The following is a 22,563-nucleotide window of genomic DNA, read 5'->3' as shown; positions in this document are numbered from 1 at the left end:
CTGAGCCTACAAATATTGGGGCACCACACAGCTTTTATGCTCGATGTGGTGTGCGAACTCGTCGCGGAAATGCTTAACAAAACTACGTACTGGCAGTGCAGCAGCGTCACCCAAAGCGCAAATGGTACGACCCATAATGTTCTGGGCGATCTCATCAAGCATGTCGAGATCTTCAAGGCGACCTTTACCGTTTTCAATACGGTGAACCATGCGCCACAACCAACCTGTACCCTCGCGACACGGCGTACACTGACCGCAGCTTTCGTGATAGTAAAAGTACGAGAGACGCAACAGGCTTTTCACCATACAGCGCGTATCGTCCATCACAATGACCGCACCCGAACCTAACATCGAGCCCGCCTTAGCGATAGCGTCGTAGTCAAGATTCGTTTGCATCATGATGTCGGCCGGCAGTACCGGCGCCGATGATCCGCCTGGAATAACCGCTTTAAGGCTACGCCCTTCACGCATTCCACCAGCGAGCTCGAGCAAGGTAGCAAACGGTGTACCTAACGGTACTTCGTAATTTCCGGGACGCTGTACGTCACCCGAAATGGAGAAGATTTTTGTACCACCTGCATTGGGTACACCAATATCTAGGTACTCTTGACCGCTATTGCGAATAATCCAAGGTACCGATGCAAAGGTCTCGGTGTTGTTAATGGTGGTGGGCTTACCGTACAAGCCAAAACTTGCAGGGAAAGGAGGTTTAAATCGAGGTTGGCCTTTTTTGCCTTCCAGTGACTCTAATAGCGCGGTTTCTTCGCCACAAATATACGCTCCATAACCATGGAAAGCATGTAGCTGGAAATCAAAACCAGAACCTAGAATGTTATCGCCTAAGAAGCCACCCGCACGAGCCTGTTCTAACGCCTCTTCAAAGCGCTGATAGACCTCGAAAATTTCGCCGTGAATGTAGTTATAGCCCACGCTGATACCCATCGCGTAGGCAGCAATGGCCATACCTTCAATGACCAGATGAGGGTTAAAACGCAGTAAGTCACGGTCTTTAAAGGTACCTGGCTCGCCCTCGTCAGAGTTACATACCAAGTACTTTTGGCCGGGAAGAGTGCGAGGCATAAAGCTCCACTTCAAACCCGTAGGGAAACCCGCACCACCACGACCGCGCAACGCCGATGTTTTGACTTCGGCAATCACATCGTCGGGGGTCATGCCCGTGGTTAATACTTTGCGTAAGGCTTCGTAGCCACCCCGCTTCACGTAATCTTCTAGGCCCCAATTCGTGCCGTCTAAGCCCCCTAACATTTGAGGGTTTAAATGGCGGCCATGAAAGATCATGCTACGCGACAGGTCGTTAGCCGGATTGGGCTCTAGCCCTTGCGCAAGTTGTTTAAAAATATCGGGAGCGCTCATGCTGATTCTCCGTGTTTCTTGAGTTCGTGCAGCATGGCATCAATACGCTCGGACTCCATGTGCACGCACATATGCTGGTTATTCACCAACATCACCGGTGCATCACCACAGGAACCCATGCACTCGCCCATTACCAATGAGAACATGCCGTCGTCTGTGGTCTCGCCGTAATCGATACCGAGTTTTTCTTTTAGGTATTCGCCTGATTTCACACCGTCGCGTAATGCACATGGCAAGTTCGTACACACTGAAATGGTGTACTTACCCGCGGGTTTGGTATGGAACATGTTGTAGAACGTCGCGACCTCTTGTACGGCAATAGCGGGTACGTCAAGGTAGATGGCAACATCCTCAATGATGTCAGCAGACACCCAGCCCTTTTCTTCTTGGGCAATAGTTAGCGACGCCATAATGGCAGAGCGCTTTTGATCTTCAGGGAATTTGGTTAATTCCTTGTCGATACGTTCATAAGCTTTTTCGGAAAGCAGCATAATTTGATTCCGTTGATCCGTAGCGCCGCGTCAGCGGTCGATCTCGCCAAACACAATGTCTTGCGTACCAATGATAGTGACCGCATCAGCGATCATGTGACCGCGCGACATCTCATCAAGGGACTGCAAATGGACAAACCCAGGGGCGCGAATTTTCATGCGATAAGGCTTGTTAGCCCCATCAGACACCATGTAGATACCAAACTCGCCTTTAGGGTGTTCTACACCCGCGTACACTTCGCCCGGTGGAACGTGCATACCCTCGGAGAAGAGTTTGAAATGGTGAATTAGATCTTCCATGTCCGTTTTCATACGTTCACGGCTAGGTGGTGCTACCTTATGGTTGTCGGTAATGACCGCACCTTGGTTATGACGTAGCCATTCAATACACTGGCGAATAATTCGATTACTTTCACGCATTTCAGCGATACGCACCAAGTAACGGTCGTAACAGTCGCCGTTAGTGCCGACAGGAATATCAAAGTCCACACGGTCGTAAACTTCGTAAGGCTGAGTTTTACGTACGTCCCACTCTACGCCTGAACCACGCAACATCGGGCCAGTAAAGCCCAAGGCTTTGGCTCGGTCCGCCGTCACAATGCCCACATCGACCAAACGCTGCTTCCAGATACGGTTATCGGTTAGCAAGGTTTCGTATTCGTCGACACAAGCCGGGAAGCGATTGGTAAAGTCTTCTAAGAAATCAAGCAGCGAGCCAGAACGTGCGTCGTTCATGGCGTCAAGTTCTTTAGCACTACGGTATTTATTACCGTGGTACTGCGGCATGTGGCCGGGAAGATCGCGATACACGCCACCCGGACGATAGTAAGCCGCATGCAAACGCGCACCTGACACCGCTTCGTACGCATCCATCAAGTCTTCACGCTCGCGGAAGGCATACAAGAACACGGCCATCGCACCCACGTCTAGCGCATGAGAACCGATGGACATCAAGTGATTAAGAATGCGCGTAATTTCGTCAAACATGACGCGAATGTATTGCGCACGTAACGGTACATCCACGTTTAACAAGCGCTCTACTGCCAAGCAATAGGCATGCTCGTTCACCATCATGGAAACGTAGTCGAGCCTATCCATGTAGGGCAAGGCTTGTAAATACGTACGGTGCTCGGCCAGCTTTTCAGTGGCGCGGTGCAGCAAACCAATATGGGGGTCAGCACGTTGGATGACCTCGCCGTCTAACTCAAGCACAAGACGTAATACACCGTGTGCGGCGGGGTGCTGTGGACCAAAGTTTAATGAGTAATTTTGAATTTCAGCCATGATGCAATTAGCGCCCTACTCCGTAATCGTCTTCACGTACAACACGCGGCGTAATCTCGCGCGGTTCGATCGTGACTGGCTGGTAAACAACACGCTTTTGCTCGGCGTCATAGCGCATTTCCACATAGCCAGAAATGGGGAAATCTTTGCGGAATGGATGTCCGATAAAACCATAGTCGGTCAGAATACGACGTAGATCAGGGTGGCCTTCGAAAACAATACCGTAAAGGTCAAAGGCTTCGCGTTCGAACCAGTTCACGGTGGGCCACACATTAAATAACGTCGGCAATACCGGAAAGTCGTCACCCGCCACAAACGTACGTACGCGTAGGCGCCAATTATGCTTTACCGAAAGCAAGTGAATCACCACCGCAAAGCGATGAGGAAAAAGCGTAGGATCGTACTCGAAGGTTGGTGCACGCCAGCCCGAGTAATCGATACCGCAAAGGTCGATGCAGATCTCAAAACCTAAGTCTGGATGATCGCGTAACGCGGTACAGGTTTCTATCCAGCTATCGGTAGGAACCTCGAGGGTAAGCTCGTTGTGAGACAGCGCTAGCGACGCCTCGTCGCCAAACACTGTCAGTAGATTTTTTTGTAGCGTTTCAAGCCGTGTCATAGTGATGAAGTCTACCTAAAATGAATGGGCCAGACGCTTAACGCGCAATGGTGTTAGTTAAACGAATTTTGTTTTGCAACTGCAAAAGGCCATAAATTAGGGCTTCTGCCGTGGGTGGACAACCCGGCACATACACATCAACAGGAACAATACGATCGCAACCCCGAACCACAGAATACGAGTAGTGGTAGTACCCACCACCGTTGGCACAGGAGCCCATAGAGACCACCCAGCGGGGCTCGGCCATCTGGTCGTAGACCTTACGTAGGGCGGGACCCATTTTGTTGCACAGCGTGCCGGCGACGATCATGAGATCGGACTGGCGCGGACTGGGGCGAAAGATAATACCAAATTGGTCTAAGTCATAACGGGCGGCGCCGGCGTGCATCATCTCGACTGCACAGCAAGCCAAACCGAATGTCATAGGCCACATGGAACCTGTCTTAGCCCAGTTCAGAACCTTGTCTGCGCTGGTGGTGATAAAACCTTCTTTAAGAATGCCGTCGATAGCCATTTTATTTGCCTTTACCCAAGCGCTACACACCCCAAAACTGTGTTTAGCACCTTTTACTGTCAGGTCTGCTACTGGAGGTCTTCCGGGGGCAGAGATTTTTTAGCGCTGATAGCTGGTGTGACTACGCATACCACCACAGCGCAACAGAGTTAACGGGCTTACTCCCAGTCGAGAGCGCCTTTTTTCCATTCGTAGATGAAGCCAACGGTAAGTATCGCCAGAAACACCATGACAGACCAAAAACCGACTAGCCCTACCGTGCCGTTCGCTATTGCCCATGGAAACAGAAACGCGATTTCCAAATCGAACATAATGAACAAAATAGCAATAAGGTAGTAACGGATGTCGACCTTCATGCGAGAGTCGTCAAATGCCTCAAACCCACACTCGTAAGGCGACAATTTTTCGTCGTAAGGACGGTTAGGCCCCAAGATACGGCCTGCCGTTAGCAGCGCCAAACCAATGCCTGTAGCCACTAAGATAAATAGCAGCACGGGAAAGTAATGTTGCAGGTTCATGCAAAGCACCCAATCGCAGTAAATAAACTCTAGGATTGTAGCATTTTGAGAGTGGAGTTTAAGGGGATAACCCTGAGGGCAGCACAGAAAGTGCAGTTGAATACAGGCCTAAGCCGTAGAAGCCTTGGTGCATAAGGCTTTTGCCAGAGGTGTGTCGATATTACAACGATATGACATGACAATGTAAGCTTAGCACTTTTGGTAACAAACGCATCTGCCATCCCTATACACCACAGTAATACAAGCACCCCTGCAATACAAGCAAGACCTTTTCCAGCGTCCACAACAAAACCCGCCAACGCAAAAAAGCCACTCCGAAGAGTGGCTTTTAATGCAAGCAAGCTTGCAAGTTCTAGCGGCCTAAATAATCAGACCCTATGTGCGTAGTTGCCTACGCGCACAATTAGAACTGGTGACGCAGACCTACACCGATCAAAGTAGCTTTTGCATCAGGCGCGAAGTGTACGTTTTTGGCGTATGAACCAATAGCGTATACGTTAGTGCGCTTGGACAATGGGTGTGTGTAACCCAAGCTAAATGTGTGCTGATCTTTGAACTCTGTACCTGTTCTCCAAGCCGCACCATTAGGAGCTTCGTCCAAATCAGCCATAGTCCATGAGAACATTACGTTACCAGCGCCTACAGGTGCACTTAGGCCAGCCATGTAGGAGTTAATACGTAGACCTTCTAGACCACGGTAGCTAGGCAAGAAAGATTCGCCTGCGTAGCTTTGTGTTTGGAACATACCGTCACGTGTTTGACCACCGGCCAAGTGCAGTTTTACAACTTCAAAGTCGTAAGTACCACCCAAGTTCCAGCTTTTCGCTGTCACGTCATCACCAGTGTTTACAGCGCTAGGATCTTTAAACTGATCGTATGTCAAAGCAACATTGATTGGGCCGTTAGCGTAACGAAGACCTGTCGTCCAGGCTTTCATGTTTTCGTCAGGCTCACCAGCTACACGCCACTCTTGATCACCGTTTACGTTAAAGGAGTAACCAACGCCAAACTGGAAACCAGAGAAGTTAGGTGTTTGGTACATGACCATGTTGTCGTAACGCGCGGTGTTAGCTGCGGAAATTACGCCACCGATGTTCGCTTGGTCAAAAGCTGTAGCAAACGGATCGATAGAGCCGAAGTACTTGGAAGCGATGTTAGTTTGACGACCAAAGTCTAACTGACCCCAGCTATCGCTAGCTAGACCCAATGTAGCTTGACGACCGAACAAACGACCACCCTGAGCCGAGTTACCTGTACCCAAGTTAAAGCCGCTTTCGAGTTGGAACACAGCGCGCAGACCGTTACCCAAATCTTCAGAACCTTTTAGGCCCCAACGGTTACCGGATTGGATACCATTAATCAGACCTGTACGCTTTTGATCGAAACCTTGGCGACCGTTCGCTGCATATGGATTAAGAACGCGATCACCATCAGCGTCTACGCCAGCAACAGCCGAGCCTTTGATTTTGTTGTAACCAATACCGCCGTCAAGGATACCGTAAAGTGTTACTGATGTGTCTGCCTGAGCAACGCCGGCGAAACCGACCATCAGAGCAGCAGCTAGCAGAGTCTTTTTCATGTAAGAAATCTCCGTGGATTTTTTGAGTAAATCAGAGCAGCCCAACAACCTAGTGTGTGCTACTGCTCCTTCTAACTCCGCAATGGGAAGTTGGAGCTATTGCATCAAACTTCCAGCGGGTTGACCATTGTTTGTGTGCTTTATCACCCAGATAAGCCTGTTTTTGTAGCCTATTCGCCACAAAACCGTTAAAACCACACCACAAACCTAGGGTTTACCCGCATTAGAAGAACAGCGTTAAAAAGTATTAAATTCCGTTCAAGCTAACTCTTAGGAAATAGACTTAATTAGCTGAATTTTAAGGGCTTTTATACGCCCAACCAGAGGCGTTGATTTTAACCCTCAAAACAATCTCTGGCTCGTGATAAGCCAAAAGCAGTCGATCTAAGCCAGTTTGACGTCACCTGACCCCAATCCGCCCCGAGAACAACAACAACAACAACAACAACAACAACAACAACAACAACAACAACAACAACAACAACAACAACACAAAAATTAAAGGCACAAAGATCGCGGACACAAAAAAACCGAGCAATGCTCGGTTTTCTGTGCAGCGATAAACGCTAATTTAACTTGGTGCCGACGGCGAGAATCGAACTCGCATAGCTTTCGCCACTACCCCCTCAAGATAGCGTGTCTACCAATTCCACCACGTCGGCAGTGCCTTTATTAAACAACCACAAAAGCAAGTAAGAGCGGTATTCTAACATGGAAAACAAACTTGGCAAGTGAATGACTACCGCTTTGGATGAAAAACAAATAAAAGCACAGCATTCACACCACAACTCGCTCGATATTGCTCAAGCAAGCCTAAGCGTTTAACCGCACATTTACATCACTTACTACATCACACATTAAAACAAGTAGGTGTAATTAAGCTGTATAAGATCAAGCCCCGGGTTTGGTTTTTTTACCCCAGCGTTTGAATAGTGTGAATAGCGCAAACTTAAGCGTTGCTTGTCGCTTAAGCGTAGCCCCACCCCAATTTGATCGGCAAATTGAAAGTTAGAGCCGATGTCGCGATCGGCGAACTTAACCGAGAAGAAAACCGACGGCCCTATACCTGCCTCGGCAAACCAACGATCGGTAAACCAATACCTCAACATGGGGGTGGCTGTAATTTGCCAAACGCTGGACGCGGACGAGCTACTGTTAGCATGCCAATAGGCCAGCCCTACCTCGGCATCAAGATCAAGCTTGCGATTAAAAAGAGTCGTGGACCACAAGGTCGGGCTATTCCAGGCCGCACCAATGCGCTTATAGTCGTCCCCCAACCCCATACGCATACTAAAACCCTGCAAACCGTCAGCATGAGCCAGTGGCGCAGCTAGCGCCACACCACAACCCAACACCAACAGCGCTTTACGCACACCTTTTAGAACGAATGCACTTCCAGCTTGTTTCGTCACGCTCATTATTTATCGCCTTTATTCGTTATTGTTTGTGCCAATGACGCCAATGGCCTCATTGATACCCGCGTCAACGCATTATGCCTAAGCTCACAACCTATTGTGTAGTTTTTACCGCACTACAGCACGCTGGCTTTATAGCAATGAAACAGCGCGTAATCAAATGAGACAACACAGCCTTAAAGACACCACCCCAAGCTCACGCCTTAACAAAAAAGCCGATACTCTGATGAGATCGGCTTCTTGTTATTGCGTCAATGCAGAGCTACTTATACCCTGCCCCCGCACAGCAGTGGGGACTACGCTCACCCAAAACAGAACGAGCCACCACTTAGTTAGCAGGCGCTATGTTATCAGCAGGTGCATCGGTTGTTGGCACGGTATCTTCAGCGGTTGGCGCTTCGGTAGATGACGCTTCTTCAGGCTGATCCGCACCCTCGGCACTTGGACTTGATTGCGGCACCTCAGAAGTTTCAGGAACAACCGCAGGAGCCTGTGGAACGCTATCGGTAGTAGAAGGAACGTTAGGAACGCTGACGTCGGGCGACTGAGGAATAGCGGGCGCAGGCGCTGCACTACCCGGCACGACTGATTCGAAGCCCTGCATGACACCACCCGCATCCGGCGTGGCAGGCTTAAACGCCACCCAAGCCAAAGCACCGGTAGAAACAAAGAAAATGACGGCAGCCCATTTGGTCATGCGCGACAAAAAGTTGGCCGCACCGGCTGAACCGAACATACTACCTGCAGAGCCACCACCAAAAGCAGAGCCCATGTCGGCCCCTTTACCTTGTTGCAGCAAAACCAAAGCGATAATGGCAAGCGAGGAAATAACCTGAACCGCTTGCAACATGGATGACAGCGTTAACATTTAATGACTCCGAGGCCTACACGGCCGCAATACGTAAAAATTCGTCGGCATTTAACGCCGCACCACCCACCAACGCCCCATCAATATCGGGCATAGCAAAGAGCTGCGCGGCGTTAGTGGCATTGACACTGCCACCATATAATATTTGGACTTGCGCCACACCAGCCTGTTGCAGAAGACTGCGTAGGTAAGCATGCACCGCTTGGGCTTGCTCGGGTGTTGCGCTTTTACCGGTACCTATGGCCCAAACGGGCTCGTAGGCAATGACGGTTTTTGCTACGTTTATGGCACCCAAGTCGAGCAAAGGCTGAAGTTGCGCCAATACCACATCTTGCGTTTCCCCCGCCTCGTGCTGCGCTTCGCTTTCACCCACGCAAAACACGGGTGTTATACCCGCGCCCAGTGCTTGCGCTGCTTTCAGTGCTACATCAGCGTTAGATTCAGCATGGCCCGAACGACGCTCGGAGTGCCCGACCAACACAAACCGACAACCAAAATCATGAAGCATGGAAGCGGAGACTTCTCCGGTGTATGCACCCTGTGATTGCGTACTGATGTCTTGAGCCCCCCACTGAATGTGGGAACCATCAAGCTGACTTTGCACTTGCGCTAAATAAGGGAATGGCACACAAACCGCAAGCTGCGTCGAAGCGGGTGTAGGCGCCGTGCTAAGTAGGGAATTCAATAATGATGCGTTAGCTTGCAGCGACGCATTCATTTTCCAATTGCCTATTACAAGGCGTTTACGAGCTTCGTGTTTTGTCATTGCCCTCGGGAATAAACATTGCCGCAGCCACCCCAAAAAACCAAGGCAATACTGCGCTATTAAACCAGTCAACCGGCTATTGTAGCGCGATGCAGCGATTTGCACCTAATAACTCGTGAATTATTTCCCACATTGGCTTCAAGGGAGCAGCGCTTAGATACCGCCGTCAAGCGCTGCATGCCCCATTGGCTACTTAGTGGCTAACTTCAAGAATGATTTTGCCTACCTGTTCGCCCGCATCCATCATGGCATGCGCCTTTTGCACCTCTTCCAAGGGGAAGCTGGCGTACACCAATGGCTTTAGCACCCCCGACTCAAGCAATGGCCAAACTTCAGCTTTTAAATTGGCCGCAATGTCCGTTTTAAACTCGCTATGACGCGGACGCAAGGTGGATCCTGTAATCACCAAGCGGCGCGTTAATATGTGGGCAAAATCAACTTGCCCTTTCGCTCCGCCCAACAACGCAATAATAACTATGCGACCGTCATCTGCTAAACAACGAATATCACGGTTAATGTAGTCACCCGCCACCATGTCTAGAATGACGTCCACCCCTTTACGATTGGTGGCCTCTTTAATGACTTTCTCGAATTCCTGAGTTCGGTAATTAATTCCTACCGCCCCTAAGGCTTCGACAGCCGCTACGCGCTCGTCACTACCGGCGGTAGCAAAGACCTTATGGCCTCGAGCCACTGCCAGTTGAATCGCCGTGGTGCCGATGCCGCTTGCCCCACCGTGCACCAAAAAGGATTCGCCGGGCTTCAGCTGTGCTCGATCGTACACATTGCTCCACACCGTAAAGTAGGTCTCTGGCAAGCCGGCCGCTTCGATGTAGCTCATGCCCTTAGGAATTGGCAAGCAATGACCGACATCTACCGCGCAATATTGTGCGTACCCACCACCGGCAACCAACGCGCACACCTTATCGCCAATACTAAACCCTGTTCCGTCTACTTCACCTTCTACAATCTCGCCCGCTATTTCTAGGCCCGGTAAGTCGGAAGCATCGGGAGGCGGTGGATAAACACCTGTGCGTTGCAACACATCAGGGCGATTGACCCCTGCAGCATGAACTTTTATAAGCACCTGCCCCGTTTGAAGCTCGGGCTTCGGGCGCTCTGCTATTTTTAAAACCTCGGGCCCGCCATGCTGGGAAATTTCCACCACTTTCATGAATGCCTACTCCTAACTCAAGATCGTCGGACGTTGTGTTTAGCCCTTACACCGCGCCAAAAAGCGGGTGGGCATGACACACCATTAAATTTAGTCCATAATAGCGCGCTTGATATGCAGAGTACACGCCCTGTTCGCAACGACGTATTCGCGTCGTTCCGGTTAATCACTTCCTTGTTTTACACAAAACAAAAACAAGATGTGACAAAAACAAAAAACACGGGTATAATTTTGCCCTTTGGTAGTTAATTAAAAAGTGCTTACTTTATAACGAGTACGCGCCACTTAATAACCATCAAAGAATGGCTTTAGTAGTACGCATGCCTTAGCTGGTCATGTATCTAGCCAAAGGAAGCGTGCCAGAGTGGTTGAATGGACTGGTCTTGAAAACCAGCGATGGGGTAACTCATCCGTGAGTTCGAATCTCACCGCTTCCGCCAATAGCATATTGAAGTCCGCACCCATGGCGGAATAGGTAGACGCAAGAGACTTAAAATCTCTCGACCACTGGTCGTCCCGGTTCGATTCCGGGTGGGTGCACCATCATTAGATGGTTCGTTTGATTTCAATGCTACGCTGCAAACATAAAAGCTCCGCAAGGGGCTTTTTTTGTGCCTGTTAGGTTTGCACACTTGCTACGTCCGCACCGCTTTCATCGCTTTGCACACGCAACCCACCTCAGCAGCCTGCCCTACCTTTAAACCAACCCCTCACTCAATTAACTCGCATACGCTGCCAAACGCAAAAATGCCATAAGAGGCATGGACAAAGTGCAATCGTTGATTACACCCTGCTTTGCAACCTATGGCATTCACAGCGCGTGCTGTGCGGGTTTTATGTCACCTGCACAGCCTTTGCATTGTGCTACTTACTCTTCAGTGGCAGGCGCCGCATTTGGATCCTGAGGGCCACCTTGGGCTTCAATGCCCCCGATTGCCTTAATGGACAAACGCAGACGACCTTTGTCATCAGCTTCGATCACTTTAAACTTCACTAACTGACCCACTTTTAGGATGTCGTTAATGTTAGCGATGCGGTAGTTAGCGATTTCAGAGATGTGCAACAAGCCATCACGGCCTGGCAACACTTGAACAATAGCACCGAAATCTAACAGACGTAGCACAGGACCTTCGTACTCTTGCCCAACTTCGACGTCAGCGGTTAGCTCTTTAATACGACGCTCGGCTTCGTGAGCTTTTTCCAAATCAGCGCTGGAGATCGTGATGGTACCGTCGTCGCCGATATCAATTTGCGTACCGGTTTCTTCAGTTAGGGCACGGATGGTTGCTCCACCTTTACCAATTACATCACGAATTTTCTCGGGGTTGATTTTCACTGAAATCATACGGGGCGCAAAAGCGGAAAGCTCGCTACGTGAACCCTCTAGCGCCGTTTCCATGCGATTTAGGATGTGCAAACGACCCTCGCGAGCTTGCGCCAACGCGACCTGCATAATTTCGGTGGTAATACCTTGGATTTTGATGTCCATTTGCAAAGCGGTAATACCGTTTTCGGTACCTGCCACTTTGAAGTCCATGTCGCCAAGGTGATCCTCGTCCCCCAAGATGTCGGTTAGCACTGCAAACTTGCCGCCATCTTTAATTAAGCCCATCGCTACACCCGCTACGTGATCAGCAACTGGCACACCAGCATCCATCAACGCTAATGAACCACCGCAAACGGTAGCCATGGATGATGAGCCGTTGGACTCAGTCACTTCGGACACGATGCGCAATGAGTATTGGAAATCTTCTGGCTCTGGCAATAGGTGTGTTAACGCACGTTTAGCCAAGCGACCATGACCAATTTCACGACGACGCGGCGCACCAAAACGACCTGTTTCGCCAGTAGCAAAAGGTGGGAAGTTGTAGTGCAGCATGAAGCGGTCACGTGACTCGCCCATGACGGAGTCAAGAATTTGCTCGTCTTGACGTGTACCCAAGGTGGCAACCACCAACGCTTGTGTTTCACCACGTGTGAACAACGCACTACCGTGAGCGCGAGGTAAAACGCCTAAGCGGATCTCGATAGGACGCACAGTGCGTGTATCGCGGCCGTCGATACGTGGCTCGCCGTTTAGAATTTGGCTACGTACGATGTTGCTTTCTAAGTCGAACAAGATAGAGTCGACTTCGACGCTATCAGGCGCAGCTTCGCCTTTGCTTTCGGCTTGTTCTGCCAAAGCCGCTTTAACGCTCGCGCTAACGTCGTTTAACTTTTGCGTACGGGCTTGCTTCTCGCGAGTTTGGTAGGCGGCTTTCAGGCCCTCTAAGCCAGCTTCGCTAACAGCGGCGATAAGCGCTTCGTTAGCGGGTGCTGGCTGCCAATCCCACTCGGGCTTGCCGGCTTCTTCCACGAGTTCGTGGATGGCGTTGATGGCAGCCTGCATTTGCTGGTGACCAAAAGCAATGGCGCCTAGCATGACATCTTCAGATAGTTGCTGAGCGTCGGACTCGACCATCAACACAGCCGCTTCGGTACCCGCAACAACGAGGTCTAATTTAGACTCTTCAGCCATGGCTGTGCTGCTAGGGTTAAGTACATACTCGCCGTTTACGTAACCCACACGTGCCGCGCCCACTGGTCCATCAAAAGGGATACCTGAGATGGACAACGCTGCCGATGCACCAATTAACGCAGGGATAATGGGATCGATTTCAGGGTTTACGGATAGCGTGTGAATAATGACCTGAACTTCGTTGTAGAAGCCTTCAGGAAATAAAGGACGCAATGGACGGTCGATTAAACGTGACGTTAATGTCTCGCGATCGGACGGCTTACCTTCACGCTTGAAGAAACCACCAGGAATGCGACCTGCCGCATAGGTTTTTTCAACGTAATCAACGGTTAGCGGGAAGAAATCTTGGCCAGATTTTGCTTTTTTGGCCCCAACAACGGTAGCTAAAATAACAGTGTCTTCGACAGAAACCAATACAGAGCCAGAGGCTTGACGAGCAATCTCGCCAGTCTCAAGCACAACCTCGTGCTCGCCATACTGGAATTTTTTAGTAACTTTATTGAACATTAGTCAGTTCCTTACAATAAAAAACCGTGCCTGCTACGACACGTAGTTCGCAGCAGGCACGGTTATTTCGCGCGGGGCGTGCCCCGATATATCACTTACGTAGACCGAGCTTTTCGATCAAATCGCGATAGGCATCGGGCTTACGATCTTTTAAGTAATCGAGTAGTTTACGACGACGGCTAACCATACGTAGCAAGCCACGACGTGAGTGATGGTCTTTAACGTGAGTTTTGAAATGCTCGGTTAAATGAGTAATACGTGCAGTTAATAGTGCAACTTGTACTTCGGGCGAACCGGTGTCGCCTTCTTTACGTTGGTATGTCGATACGAGATCGGCTTTTTTTACTTCTGTAGACATAATAAATATCCTCTAAAACATGCGACAAGGCCGAGGAGCCTTGACGTGCAAAAGAAACCTTCGCTGACCATTCAGCAAATCCCGTAAATTATAACGATAATCGTCGGGATAAAGCAAAGAGATTACACCTTTAACGTATTTATACGTCAAAATAGCGCTATCCCTATTACTTTTGTGGACTCGGAGAGACTAATGCGTACTCCTCTACTGAAAATCACCGCCATGCTTAGTGCAATAGGCCTTCTGGCTTCGTGCTCAAGTATGAGCGATGTCACCCCTGGAACGCCATTAGCGCAAGTGATACAGTCGTTCGGCTCGCCACATACCCAGTGCGTTGATGACGGCCAACGTTTAGCGACATGGACCACGCAACCCATGGGTCAATACGCGTGGACAGCCGAGCTGGATGACAATGAAACGGTGATAGCCATGCGCCAAATGCTTTCAGACGCCGAGTTCACCCGTTTAAACGACGGTTACTGGCCACCTGAGCGCGTGCAGTGTTGGTTTGGCCCGCCAGCCGACCGAGAGATTGTGCCGCTGCGTGGGGTGCCCATGAACACGTGGTCGTATCGGTACCGCCAAGGCGGTGCATTTAATGGAATGCTGACCATTTACTTCAACGACAACAATGAAGTTGTGCATTACCACTCGGGGCCCGATCCCATCGAACTACGTGATGGGATGTTCCCCTTCTTAAATTAAAGCGGTTTATCGCCTTCGCTTGCTCGTCGCTGCTGAAGCAGCTGACGGGCACGCCGCCAGCGCCACGCCATGACCACCCACCCCGACAAGCCGTAAAGAATAAACATCGAGAACAGCACAATGGGTGGGTCAGACGACACGAACACAAAAAGCAGCACTAATAGCAGCATGACCCAAAACGGGACACTTTTGCCCATCGCAAAGCTTTTTCCACTATAAAACGGGGCGTTGGTTACCATGGCGATGCCGGCGTATACCGTTAGCGCAAAGGCACACCATGCAAGGGGCTCTCCGGATACACGTAGCTTGTTATCAACTGCCAGCCAAACAAAACCCGCGATCAACGCGGCTGCGGCTGGGCTGGGCAAGCCTTGAAAAAACCGTTTATCAACCACGGCAATGTTGGTGTTGAAACGAGCCAACCGTAACGCCGCACCGGCTACAAAGATAAACGCCGCTAGCCACCCCCACCGCCCTAAACTTTGCAGTGCCCAGACGTACATCACCAGCGCTGGCGCTACCCCAAACGAGGTGAGATCGGCCATAGAGTCGTACTGTTCGCCGAAAGCGGACTGCGTGTTGGTAAGACGCGCGACGCGACCATCCATACCGTCGAACACCAAAGCCAGAAAGATGGCAATGGCAGCAACCTCGAAACGGCCATTCATGGCTTGAACCACGGCATAAAAGCCCGCAAACAAATTAGCTGTGGTGAACGCATTGGGCAGTAAATAAATACTGCGACGGCGTTTTTCTTCCGGGGTTTTAATGGGCATAGTCCGAACTAAATACAAAGACAATAAAGATTAAGCATAACCGATTGCGTTAGCCCTCGATATAAAAAAACCCTGTTTCGGGCCGAAGAATACGACCTAAAACAGGGTTTAGCCAAACTAAATAAATTTAGTTTTTGCTTTTATCTACCAATTTGTTCGCTGCAATCCAAGGCATCATTGCACGAAGTTGCTCACCAACCTGCTCGATTTGTGAGTCAGCATTGATACGACGACGCGCTGTCAATGTTGGGGCACCTGCAGCATGCTCAAGAATGAAGTTTTTAGCGTAAACACCGTTTTGGATGTCGGCCAAACACTTGCGCATGGCTTCGCGTGTTTCGTCGGTAACGATTTTTGGACCTGTCTCGTACTCGCCGAACTCAGCGTTGTTAGAGATGGAGTAGTTCATGTTGGCAATACCGCCTTCGTAGATAAGGTCTACGATAAGCTTCAACTCGTGCAAGCACTCGAAGTAAGCCATTTCAGGCGCGTAACCCGCCTCAACCAATGTGTCAAAACCGGCTTTGATGAGCTCAACCGCACCACCGCACAATACAGCTTGTTCGCCGAATAAGTCAGTTTCGGTTTCTTCGCGGAAGTTGGTTTCAATAATACCAGCACGGCCACCACCGTTAGCACTAGCGTATGACAACGCGAGGTCGCGAGCGGCACCCGACTTGTCTTGATGCACAGCGATAAGGTGTGGAACACCACCGCCTTCTGTGTAAGTACCACGTACTGTGTGACCAGGCGCTTTAGGAGCAACCATGATTACGTCGATGTCTTCGCGTGGAACCACTTGGCCGTAGTGAATGTTAAAGCCGTGTGCAAACGCTAAGGCAGCACCTGCTTTGATGTTATCGGCAATTTGTGAGCGGTAAACTTCAGCGATACTTTCGTCTGGCAACAAGACCATTACGACATCCGCTGATTTAACGGCATCAGCCACTTCTTGCACTTTTAAGCCAGCGCCTTCAGCTTTGCTCCAGGATGCACCGCCTTTACGCAAACCAACAACCACATTAACGCCTGACTCGTGCAGGTTAAGCGCGTGTGCGTGACCTTGTGAACCGTAACCAATAATCGCAACTGTTTTACCTTTGATTAAAGAAAGGTCGCAGTCTTTGTCGTAAAAAACTTTCATGAAAACCACTCCAAAATTTTATTCCGCTTAATTAGCGTTATCTTTTTTACCTGCAACAATGCAGGAACAATCGTTGTTATGTCGACGCCTGAGCGCGTAAAAACGCCCAGACGCCGAAAACCTTTATAGCTTCAGCACTCGCTCGCCACGGCTAATACCCGAAACGCCCGTACGAACGGTTTCTAGGATAGCGGTGGAATCTAGTGCTTGAATAAATGCCGCAATTTTTTCCTGCACACCGGTTAACTCGATGGTGTAGGTTTTATCGGTGACGTCGATAATGCTGCCACGGAAAATATCAGCCATACGCTTGATTTCTTCACGCTCTTTACCGACTGCGCGCACTTTAATCAGCATCAGTTCGCGCTCGACGTGTGGACCTTCGGAAAGATCCACCACTTTAACCACATCAATTAAACGGTTTAAGTGCTTAGTAATTTGCTCGATAACATCGTCTTGACCCACAGTGACGATTGTCATGCGTGACAAGGTTTCGTCTTCGGTGGGAGCTACGGTTAAGGTTTCGATGTTATAGCCACGTGCAGAAAACAAACCCACCACACGTGATAGCGCACCCGGTTCGTTTTCAAGAAGAACGGAAATTACGCGTTTCATAATTTCTCTCCTTTAAGGTCGTCTGCGCTAAGCAACATTTCTGTTAAGCCTTTTCCGGCTTTCACCATCGGCCACACGTTCTCGGTTTGATCGGTGATGAAGTCCATAAACACCAAACGGTCTTTGTGTTTAGTGAATGCCTCTTTGATGGCAGGTACGACGTCAGCCGGTTTGTCGATATGCAAACCTACGTGACCGTAGCTTTCAACCAGCTTCACAAAATCGGGTAAGGCATCGACGTAAGACTCGGAGTAGCGCGAACCGTAATCGATTTCTTGCCACTGACGAACCATACCCAGATAGCGGTTGTTTAAACACAATACTTTAGGGCTTAAACGATATTGCAAGCAGGTGGAGAGCTCTTGGATGTTCATCTGAATGGATGCTTCACCCGTGATAACGGCCACCTGTGAATCAGGGTTTGCCATTTGCACACCCATCGCATAGGGCAAGCCTACGCCCATGGTGCCCAAACCACCGGAGTTAATCCAGCGACGAGGCTGGTTAAAGCGGTAGTACTGAGCCGCCCACATTTGGTGCTGGCCTACGTCTGATGTCACAAAGGCGTCACCACCGGTGACTTCCCACAGGGCCTCAACAACGGATTGCGGCTTAATGACCTGATCTGAGCCTTTGTAGCCCAAGGAGTCTTTAGCGCGCCACTCGTTAATTTGCTGCCACCATTGCGCCAACGCCAGCTTACTTTTTTCAGTGTCTGGACGAGATTGGGCGTAAAAATCGTTGAATTCACCCAAGACGTCTTTAACGCACCCTACGATGGGCACATCAACTTTGACGCGCTTGGAGATTGACGAAGGGTCAATATCTATATGAATGATTTTGCGCGGTACTTGCATGAAGTTGCGCGGATTACCGATTACTCGGTCATCGAAACGCGCACCCACTGCGACCAAAACGTCACAGTGTTGCATGGCCATGTTGGCCTCGTACGTACCATGCATGCCGGGCATTCCCACGTACTGATCGCTGCTTCCAGGGTATGCACCCAAGGCCATCAGTGTGGTGGTACACGGAGCACCGCTGGCTTCAACCAGTTGCTTAACCTCGTCGCAAGCGTTGCCTAAGATGGCACCGCCGCCTACGTAGATCATGGGGCGCTGAGCGCCGGCCAGCAATTGCACTGCTTTTTTAATTTGTCCTTGGTGGCCTTTTACGACAGGCTGATAAGAACGCATTTTTACCTCGCCCCGTTTAGGCTGGTAACGAGCAGTGGCTACGGTAATATCTTTAGGAATATCAACCAATACGGGACCTGGACGGCCGGTATTAGCGATATAAAATGCTTTACGTATGGTATCGGCTAGTTCGCGTACATCGCGCACTAAGAAATTATGCTTTACGCATGGGCGCGTAATACCAACGGAGTCACATTCTTGGAAAGCATCTTCGCCAATCGCTTGGCTAGAAACTTGTCCACTAATGATCACGAGCGGAATAGAGTCGGTGTAGGCCGTAGCAATACCGGTAACGGCATTTGTTAGCCCTGGGCCACTGGTTACCAGCGCAACCCCAACTTTATTGGATGAACGTGAGTACGCATCGGCTGCGTGCACGGCTGCTTGCTCGTGACGAACCAGAACGTGACGAAATTTGTCTTGCTTAAATATTGCGTCGTAGATGTAGAGTACGGCACCGCCCGGATAACCAAAGACGTGTTCTACGCCTTCGTCGGCCAAGGTGCGCACGACGATATCTGCGCCATTGAGTTCCATGATGAAATTCCTTTCAGTCTTTGCGCTATTATCTCGACTGGTATTTAAACCGGAGCCTGAACCAAAGCCAGCAACATGATCTGGCGCTTTATGGCCCACGGGGCCACGCCACCCAGACACACTACTGATTGACCTGAGCTCTTCGAAACATAGCACTTGCGTAACATTACGCGATAGCTTGAAACGGAAGCCCTGGCAACACACGCTTGTGGCGCGGCCAGCGGCGACAAAAGAGAGGCGCAACAACACGGGTCGATAAACCCGCTTAAAAGAGCCCTACTGCCCAATCGGATGAGATCGGGCAGCCCGTACTCTAACCTATCGGGCAAAGTCAAGCAACTCTGTTTGTTGGAAAAGTACAAATCATTGGGGGCAAGGTAGTGCCCTTTCCCTATATACGTAGCGCTCATCCCCTATATACTGAGTAACCCATGCACAGAATATGGTTTTATGGTTAACCCCATTCCTCCGCTACAGCGCTTCATACACAGTCACTATCTACTGGGTGGTTTACGCCAGTCGATGGGGGTGTTGCTGCCTGTCATTATTCTGGGCGGAATATTCAAACTGTATTACATCGGTATTATTGCGGCGATGGGTGCCATGTGCGTGGCCATCGTCGACTCGCCTGGCGGCCCCCGACGCTTTCGTAGCAACGAAATGCTAGGCGGGGTGGCACTGGGCACATTAACGGTGGGCTTAACCGGTTTTGCCTCGGGCTCTACGTGGGCTATCTGGCTAGTTATTCCGCTTTTATGCTTTAGCTTTTCGATGCTCAATGTGTTCGGTAAGCGCGGCAGTTTGATGGGCTTCGCCTGCTTGCTGCTTATGTCGCTAACCTTACGTAGCTCGATGGAAAGCAGCGATGTTTGGTTGCATACGCTTTATTCCTTTATCGGCGGCGTCTCGTATTTCACCTTCAGTAGCCTATTTAGACGTGTGCTGTGGCTACGCGAAGAGCGACGTGTGCTGTCCATGGCGTTATTTGCCACCGCCGAATACATGGCGGCGCGATCCAATTTCTACAACGTCAACACCGATTTGGACGAAAACTACCGAGAACTCATCCGTGCGCAATCGAGCATGAGCGAGCTTCATCAAGCCGCTCGCGATATGGTGTTGCGTGAACTCCCTCAAGGTAAAGGTAGGGGGGACCGTCAACGGGTGGAACTGCTTAGCCTGTACACCAACATGGTGAAGTTGTTAGACATTCTGGTGGCTACGCATACTGACTACACCACATTACGGCATAAGCTAGCGGCTAGCGATTTCATGGAATTTGCTCACGACGCTTTGAAGTATCTTTCGGTTGAGGTCGGACGTATCGCTTTGAATTTCTCGCGCTACCGTCAATCTGAAGAGCGCATTAGCGTCAAAGCCCAAGTGCGCGCCATGGAATACGAGTTAGATCGATACAAAAGCAAAGGCATGGCACAAGACGAGCCTGAGGTGTACGCCCTGCTGGTTCAAGTCGTAAGACGCTTGCGTGTCGCACGTCAAATTGTTGAAAACATGGCCAGCCAATCCGAATCTCGTGCTAGCGACCTTCCCATTGAACAGTATTTAGATAAATCATTAAGTCGTTTTTTATCGCGTGAGGAAATTCGTTTCGGCCTACTGACCAGTAACTTGCGTCTCAGCTCGTCAAGCTTTAGGTATGCCGTACGCGTTACGGTGGCGTCACTGCTTGCGCTTGCGCTACCTGCGTTGGTGGTCACGTTTTATCATGGCGACACCGAGATTCTTACCGCTCTTACCTCGCACAGTCATTGGATTATTCTGACCATTGTCGTCATTCTTAAGCCGGGCTTTGCCTTAACGCGCCAGCGAAATACCTGGCGTTTGATGGGTACGGCGCTGGGGTGTGGCGCTAGCTACATTATTATTAGCCTGAGCAGTAATCCCGAACTCTACTTTTTAGCCATGCTGATTGCTCATGTGCTGGGCAACGCCTTAGTGCAGATCAACTATATGCTATCGGGCTTATTTAGCACCATATTCGTCTTACTGTCGTTTCAGTTTTTATACTTGGGCAATAACTTTGTGATTGGCGAACGTTTGTTCGACACCTTTTTAGGGTGTGCCATCGCCTTGATTTGTAGCTACGTTTTGCCTCAGTGGGAAGCCAGTTCGATGGACGACTTTGCTAAAGAAGCTCGCGATGCAAACCGGCAGTTTTTGGTATCGGGGTTGCAGTATGCGGCACTGCACCGCCAATTACATCAAGACAATAAGCGGGTCAATGCCCTTCCCGACGAACGTGAAGACGCGCTGCAATCGCCCTTAAGCTCGGCTGACCGTCTTCAACTTGAAAGCGATCTTAGCGAGGCCGATACGCAATGGCAACTTGCGCGCAATAAAGTCTATATCGCCTTTAACAACTTTGCTTCTGCGTTTTACCGAATGATGGATGAGCCAGCAAACAAGCAAAAGAATGTAGCACTGCTGAACAACCTCATGATTCAAAACCATGTACTGGCGTCACAAACCGGGGCTGCGGTACCGCTACTTGCATCGCTTAGCCATGTACCGCCGGGCATAGAACAAGCAACCAATGCTGTGGTTTCACTACTAGACGGCGAACGAGTGGATCGCGTGGGCAGCCTTGAGACCGAGGGCGAACTGGCCATGCTGGCCTACCCGCTACGACAAATGATGAAGGCCGGACAGCTTATTCAACAGGACATGCGTGGCTTAAGTTTTGTCGTCGGCCCGCTTACTCCGGCCATGCTAGAAGAAAAAACGGCTTGAGTTTTATTGCCTCAAGCCGTTTTTACTCGGTATGACTACGGTGCCATTATTTAGCCAAAGCCGCCTCAGGGCGTCTGAATACTAACTTGGTATCAGACGATAACTCGGCTTGAAAGGCATAACCTGCCACATCGAAGCCTTTCAGCCCTTCTACGGTGTTAATACGATGATCAATGGCATAACGCATCATTAGGCCACGTGCTTTTTTTGCGTAAAAACTAATGATCTTCCAGACGCCATTCTTCTCGTCTTGAAACACACATTGCACCACGGGCAGCCCTGCGGCACGTGTATCCACCGCCTTGAAGTATTCGTCGGATGCCAGATTTAACAACACCGCATCCCCCTCTTTTTGCTGGGTGGCACGTTCAGCAAGGTAGCTTCCTATTTTAGTGCCCCAGAATTCATAGAGGTTTTTACCTTGTGGGTTCGCTAATCGAGTGCCCATCTCTAGTCGATAAGGACGCATTAAATCCAATGGACGCAGAGCGCCGTAGAGGCCACTTAAAATAACCAAGTGGTCTTGGGTCCATTGCAATTGCTCATCAGAGAGCTCATCGGCCTTTAGGCCTTCGTACACATCCCCATTAAACGCCAGCACTGCCTGTCTGGCGGATTCGGTCGTGAACGTAGGCTTCCATTGTGCGAAACGTTCGGCGTTTAGCTGAGCCAAGTCATCGCTAATGCGCATGAGCGTGGAAATTTCTGCGGGTGTTTTTTCCTGCATGATGCCGTTCAACACTTGGGCCTCGTCCACAAAAAGAGGCTGGCTACTTTGCGTGGTGCGAACGGGAGAGTCGTAATCCAGCTTTTTCGCTGGCGAAAGTAAAAACAACATGAGTCATCCTTAAGGT

The 22,563-nt window shown here is 50.1% G+C and carries 21 protein-coding genes and 3 tRNA genes; 4 read left to right on the top strand and 20 right to left on the bottom strand.

Annotation, left to right across the window (positions count from 1 at the left end; all coding sequences use genetic code 11):
• Positions 1–6: 6 nt before the first annotated feature.
• The 13 genes from nuoF to AC2UZI_RS05345 form a co-directional block, all read right to left on the bottom strand.
• Positions 7–1,374: an NADH-quinone oxidoreductase subunit NuoF gene (nuoF, locus tag AC2UZI_RS05405; protein ID WP_486942790.1), complete on the bottom strand. Its 1,368-nt coding sequence runs from the start codon at positions 1,372–1,374 to the stop codon at positions 7–9.
• Positions 1,371–1,865, bottom strand: coding sequence for an NADH-quinone oxidoreductase subunit NuoE (gene nuoE / locus AC2UZI_RS05400; RefSeq protein ID WP_486942789.1), 495 nt, complete (start codon positions 1,863–1,865; stop codon positions 1,371–1,373). The genes nuoF and nuoE overlap by 4 nt, the downstream gene beginning before the upstream one ends.
• 30 nt (positions 1,866–1,895) lie before the next feature.
• Positions 1,896–3,149 carry an NADH-quinone oxidoreductase subunit D gene (locus AC2UZI_RS05395; protein ID WP_486942788.1) on the bottom strand — a complete coding sequence of 418 codons (1,254 nt, stop codon included), beginning with the start codon at positions 3,147–3,149 and terminating at the stop codon, positions 1,896–1,898.
• A gap of 7 nt (positions 3,150–3,156) precedes the next feature.
• Entirely contained in the window at positions 3,157–3,768 is a 612-nt protein-coding gene (locus AC2UZI_RS05390; protein WP_486942787.1) for an NADH-quinone oxidoreductase subunit C, read from the bottom strand.
• 37 nt (positions 3,769–3,805) lie between these two features.
• Positions 3,806–4,282 (bottom strand): NuoB/complex I 20 kDa subunit family protein, encoded by a 477-nt coding sequence (locus AC2UZI_RS05385; RefSeq protein ID WP_486942786.1) that lies wholly within the window; start codon positions 4,280–4,282, stop codon positions 3,806–3,808.
• Between the two features lie 158 nt (positions 4,283–4,440).
• Positions 4,441–4,800: an NADH-quinone oxidoreductase subunit A gene (locus AC2UZI_RS05380; RefSeq protein WP_486942785.1), complete on the bottom strand. Its 360-nt coding sequence runs from the start codon at positions 4,798–4,800 to the stop codon at positions 4,441–4,443.
• Between the two features lie 403 nt (positions 4,801–5,203).
• Positions 5,204–6,379, bottom strand: coding sequence for a porin (locus AC2UZI_RS05375; RefSeq protein ID WP_486942784.1), 1,176 nt, complete (start codon positions 6,377–6,379; stop codon positions 5,204–5,206).
• A 400-nt stretch (positions 6,380–6,779) separates the two neighbouring features.
• Complete coding sequence (locus AC2UZI_RS05370) at positions 6,780–6,902, bottom strand: hypothetical protein (protein ID WP_486942783.1); 123 nt, start codon at positions 6,900–6,902, stop codon at positions 6,780–6,782.
• A gap of 54 nt (positions 6,903–6,956) precedes the next feature.
• Positions 6,957–7,041: transfer RNA gene (locus AC2UZI_RS05365), tRNA-Leu, on the bottom strand.
• Between the two features lie 195 nt (positions 7,042–7,236).
• Positions 7,237–7,797 carry an acyloxyacyl hydrolase gene (locus AC2UZI_RS05360; RefSeq protein ID WP_486942782.1) on the bottom strand — a complete coding sequence of 187 codons (561 nt, stop codon included), beginning with the start codon at positions 7,795–7,797 and terminating at the stop codon, positions 7,237–7,239.
• A gap of 325 nt (positions 7,798–8,122) precedes the next feature.
• Positions 8,123–8,662: a preprotein translocase subunit SecG gene (gene secG, locus AC2UZI_RS05355; RefSeq protein ID WP_486942781.1), complete on the bottom strand. Its 540-nt coding sequence runs from the start codon at positions 8,660–8,662 to the stop codon at positions 8,123–8,125.
• Between the two features lie 16 nt (positions 8,663–8,678).
• The gene (gene tpiA, locus AC2UZI_RS05350; protein WP_486942780.1) at positions 8,679–9,428 is read right to left on the bottom strand and encodes a triose-phosphate isomerase; all 750 of its coding nucleotides are present in this window, start codon (positions 9,426–9,428) and stop codon (positions 8,679–8,681) included.
• 193 nt (positions 9,429–9,621) lie between these two features.
• On the bottom strand, positions 9,622–10,602 hold the full coding sequence (locus tag AC2UZI_RS05345) for an NAD(P)H-quinone oxidoreductase (RefSeq protein WP_486942779.1): 981 nt from the start codon (positions 10,600–10,602) through the stop codon (positions 9,622–9,624).
• Positions 10,603–10,952: 350 nt separating this feature from the next.
• Between AC2UZI_RS05345 and AC2UZI_RS05340 the strand changes: the two genes are divergently transcribed.
• Positions 10,953–11,042 (top strand) — tRNA-Ser (locus AC2UZI_RS05340).
• 17 nt (positions 11,043–11,059) lie between these two features.
• Positions 11,060–11,145: transfer RNA gene (locus AC2UZI_RS05335), tRNA-Leu, on the top strand.
• 325 nt (positions 11,146–11,470) lie between these two features.
• On the opposite strand, the gene pnp is transcribed toward AC2UZI_RS05335, so the two are convergent.
• Both pnp and rpsO read right to left on the bottom strand, forming a co-directional pair.
• Entirely contained in the window at positions 11,471–13,627 is a 2,157-nt protein-coding gene (gene pnp / locus AC2UZI_RS05330; protein ID WP_486942778.1) for a polyribonucleotide nucleotidyltransferase, read from the bottom strand.
• Between the two features lie 91 nt (positions 13,628–13,718).
• On the bottom strand, positions 13,719–13,985 hold the full coding sequence (gene rpsO, locus AC2UZI_RS05325) for a 30S ribosomal protein S15 (RefSeq protein WP_486942777.1): 267 nt from the start codon (positions 13,983–13,985) through the stop codon (positions 13,719–13,721).
• Positions 13,986–14,177: 192 nt separating this feature from the next.
• On the opposite strand from rpsO, the gene AC2UZI_RS05320 reads away from it, so the two are divergent.
• Positions 14,178–14,690, top strand: a complete 513-nt coding sequence (locus tag AC2UZI_RS05320; RefSeq protein WP_486942776.1) for a hypothetical protein — start codon at positions 14,178–14,180, stop codon at positions 14,688–14,690.
• Here AC2UZI_RS05320 and pssA read toward each other — a convergent pair.
• The 4 genes from pssA to ilvB form a co-directional block, all read right to left on the bottom strand.
• Entirely contained in the window at positions 14,687–15,466 is a 780-nt protein-coding gene (gene pssA, locus AC2UZI_RS05315; RefSeq protein WP_486942775.1) for a CDP-diacylglycerol--serine O-phosphatidyltransferase, read from the bottom strand. The two genes, AC2UZI_RS05320 and pssA, sit on opposite strands and share 4 nt — an antisense overlap.
• Positions 15,467–15,593: 127 nt before the next feature.
• Positions 15,594–16,610 (bottom strand): ketol-acid reductoisomerase, encoded by a 1,017-nt coding sequence (gene ilvC, locus AC2UZI_RS05310; RefSeq protein ID WP_486942774.1) that lies wholly within the window; start codon positions 16,608–16,610, stop codon positions 15,594–15,596.
• 123 nt (positions 16,611–16,733) lie between these two features.
• Positions 16,734–17,225: an acetolactate synthase small subunit gene (ilvN, locus tag AC2UZI_RS05305; RefSeq protein WP_486942773.1), complete on the bottom strand. Its 492-nt coding sequence runs from the start codon at positions 17,223–17,225 to the stop codon at positions 16,734–16,736.
• Positions 17,222–18,958, bottom strand: coding sequence for a biosynthetic-type acetolactate synthase large subunit (ilvB, locus tag AC2UZI_RS05300; protein WP_486942772.1), 1,737 nt, complete (start codon positions 18,956–18,958; stop codon positions 17,222–17,224). The genes ilvN and ilvB overlap by 4 nt, the downstream gene beginning before the upstream one ends.
• Positions 18,959–19,408: 450 nt before the next feature.
• Here ilvB and AC2UZI_RS05295 point away from each other — a divergent pair, with 450 nt between their 5' ends.
• Positions 19,409–21,709: an FUSC family protein gene (locus tag AC2UZI_RS05295; protein ID WP_486942771.1), complete on the top strand. Its 2,301-nt coding sequence runs from the start codon at positions 19,409–19,411 to the stop codon at positions 21,707–21,709.
• A gap of 46 nt (positions 21,710–21,755) precedes the next feature.
• Here AC2UZI_RS05295 and yaaA read toward each other — a convergent pair whose 3' ends face one another.
• Positions 21,756–22,547: a peroxide stress protein YaaA gene (yaaA, locus tag AC2UZI_RS05290; RefSeq protein ID WP_486942770.1), complete on the bottom strand. Its 792-nt coding sequence runs from the start codon at positions 22,545–22,547 to the stop codon at positions 21,756–21,758.
• Between the last annotated feature and the right edge of the window lie 16 nt (positions 22,548–22,563).

This window comes from Paenalcaligenes sp. DL 463, from assembly GCF_057475185.1.
Note: the sequence above shows the minus strand (reverse complement) of the source record. Positions and strands in the feature narration are given on the sequence as shown.

Coding starts and splice junctions, on each gene's coding strand:
- AC2UZI_RS05395 (WP_486942788.1), bottom strand. CDS start 3,149: ATGGCTGAAATTCAAAATTACTCATTAAACTTTGGTCCACAGCACCCC.
- pssA (WP_486942775.1), bottom strand. CDS start 15,466: ATGCCCATTAAAACCCCGGAAGAAAAACGCCGTCGCAGTATTTATTTA.
- yaaA (WP_486942770.1), bottom strand. CDS start 22,547: ATGTTGTTTTTACTTTCGCCAGCGAAAAAGCTGGATTACGACTCTCCC.
- pnp (WP_486942778.1), bottom strand. CDS start 13,627: ATGTTCAATAAAGTTACTAAAAAATTCCAGTATGGCGAGCACGAGGTT.
- AC2UZI_RS05380 (WP_486942785.1), bottom strand. CDS start 4,800: ATGAACCTGCAACATTACTTTCCCGTGCTGCTATTTATCTTAGTGGCT.
- AC2UZI_RS05385 (WP_486942786.1), bottom strand. CDS start 4,282: ATGGCTATCGACGGCATTCTTAAAGAAGGTTTTATCACCACCAGCGCA.
- AC2UZI_RS05360 (WP_486942782.1), bottom strand. CDS start 7,797: ATGAGCGTGACGAAACAAGCTGGAAGTGCATTCGTTCTAAAAGGTGTG.
- rpsO (WP_486942777.1), bottom strand. CDS start 13,985: ATGTCTACAGAAGTAAAAAAAGCCGATCTCGTATCGACATACCAACGT.
- nuoF (WP_486942790.1), bottom strand. CDS start 1,374: ATGAGCGCTCCCGATATTTTTAAACAACTTGCGCAAGGGCTAGAGCCC.
- AC2UZI_RS05295 (WP_486942771.1), top strand. CDS start 19,409: ATGGTTAACCCCATTCCTCCGCTACAGCGCTTCATACACAGTCACTAT.
- AC2UZI_RS05375 (WP_486942784.1), bottom strand. CDS start 6,379: ATGAAAAAGACTCTGCTAGCTGCTGCTCTGATGGTCGGTTTCGCCGGC.
- AC2UZI_RS05345 (WP_486942779.1), bottom strand. CDS start 10,602: ATGAAAGTGGTGGAAATTTCCCAGCATGGCGGGCCCGAGGTTTTAAAA.
- AC2UZI_RS05320 (WP_486942776.1), top strand. CDS start 14,178: ATGCGTACTCCTCTACTGAAAATCACCGCCATGCTTAGTGCAATAGGC.
- AC2UZI_RS05390 (WP_486942787.1), bottom strand. CDS start 3,768: ATGACACGGCTTGAAACGCTACAAAAAAATCTACTGACAGTGTTTGGC.
- tpiA (WP_486942780.1), bottom strand. CDS start 9,428: ATGACAAAACACGAAGCTCGTAAACGCCTTGTAATAGGCAATTGGAAA.
- nuoE (WP_486942789.1), bottom strand. CDS start 1,865: ATGCTGCTTTCCGAAAAAGCTTATGAACGTATCGACAAGGAATTAACC.
- ilvC (WP_486942774.1), bottom strand. CDS start 16,610: ATGAAAGTTTTTTACGACAAAGACTGCGACCTTTCTTTAATCAAAGGT.
- secG (WP_486942781.1), bottom strand. CDS start 8,662: ATGTTAACGCTGTCATCCATGTTGCAAGCGGTTCAGGTTATTTCCTCG.
- ilvB (WP_486942772.1), bottom strand. CDS start 18,958: ATGGAACTCAATGGCGCAGATATCGTCGTGCGCACCTTGGCCGACGAA.
- ilvN (WP_486942773.1), bottom strand. CDS start 17,225: ATGAAACGCGTAATTTCCGTTCTTCTTGAAAACGAACCGGGTGCGCTA.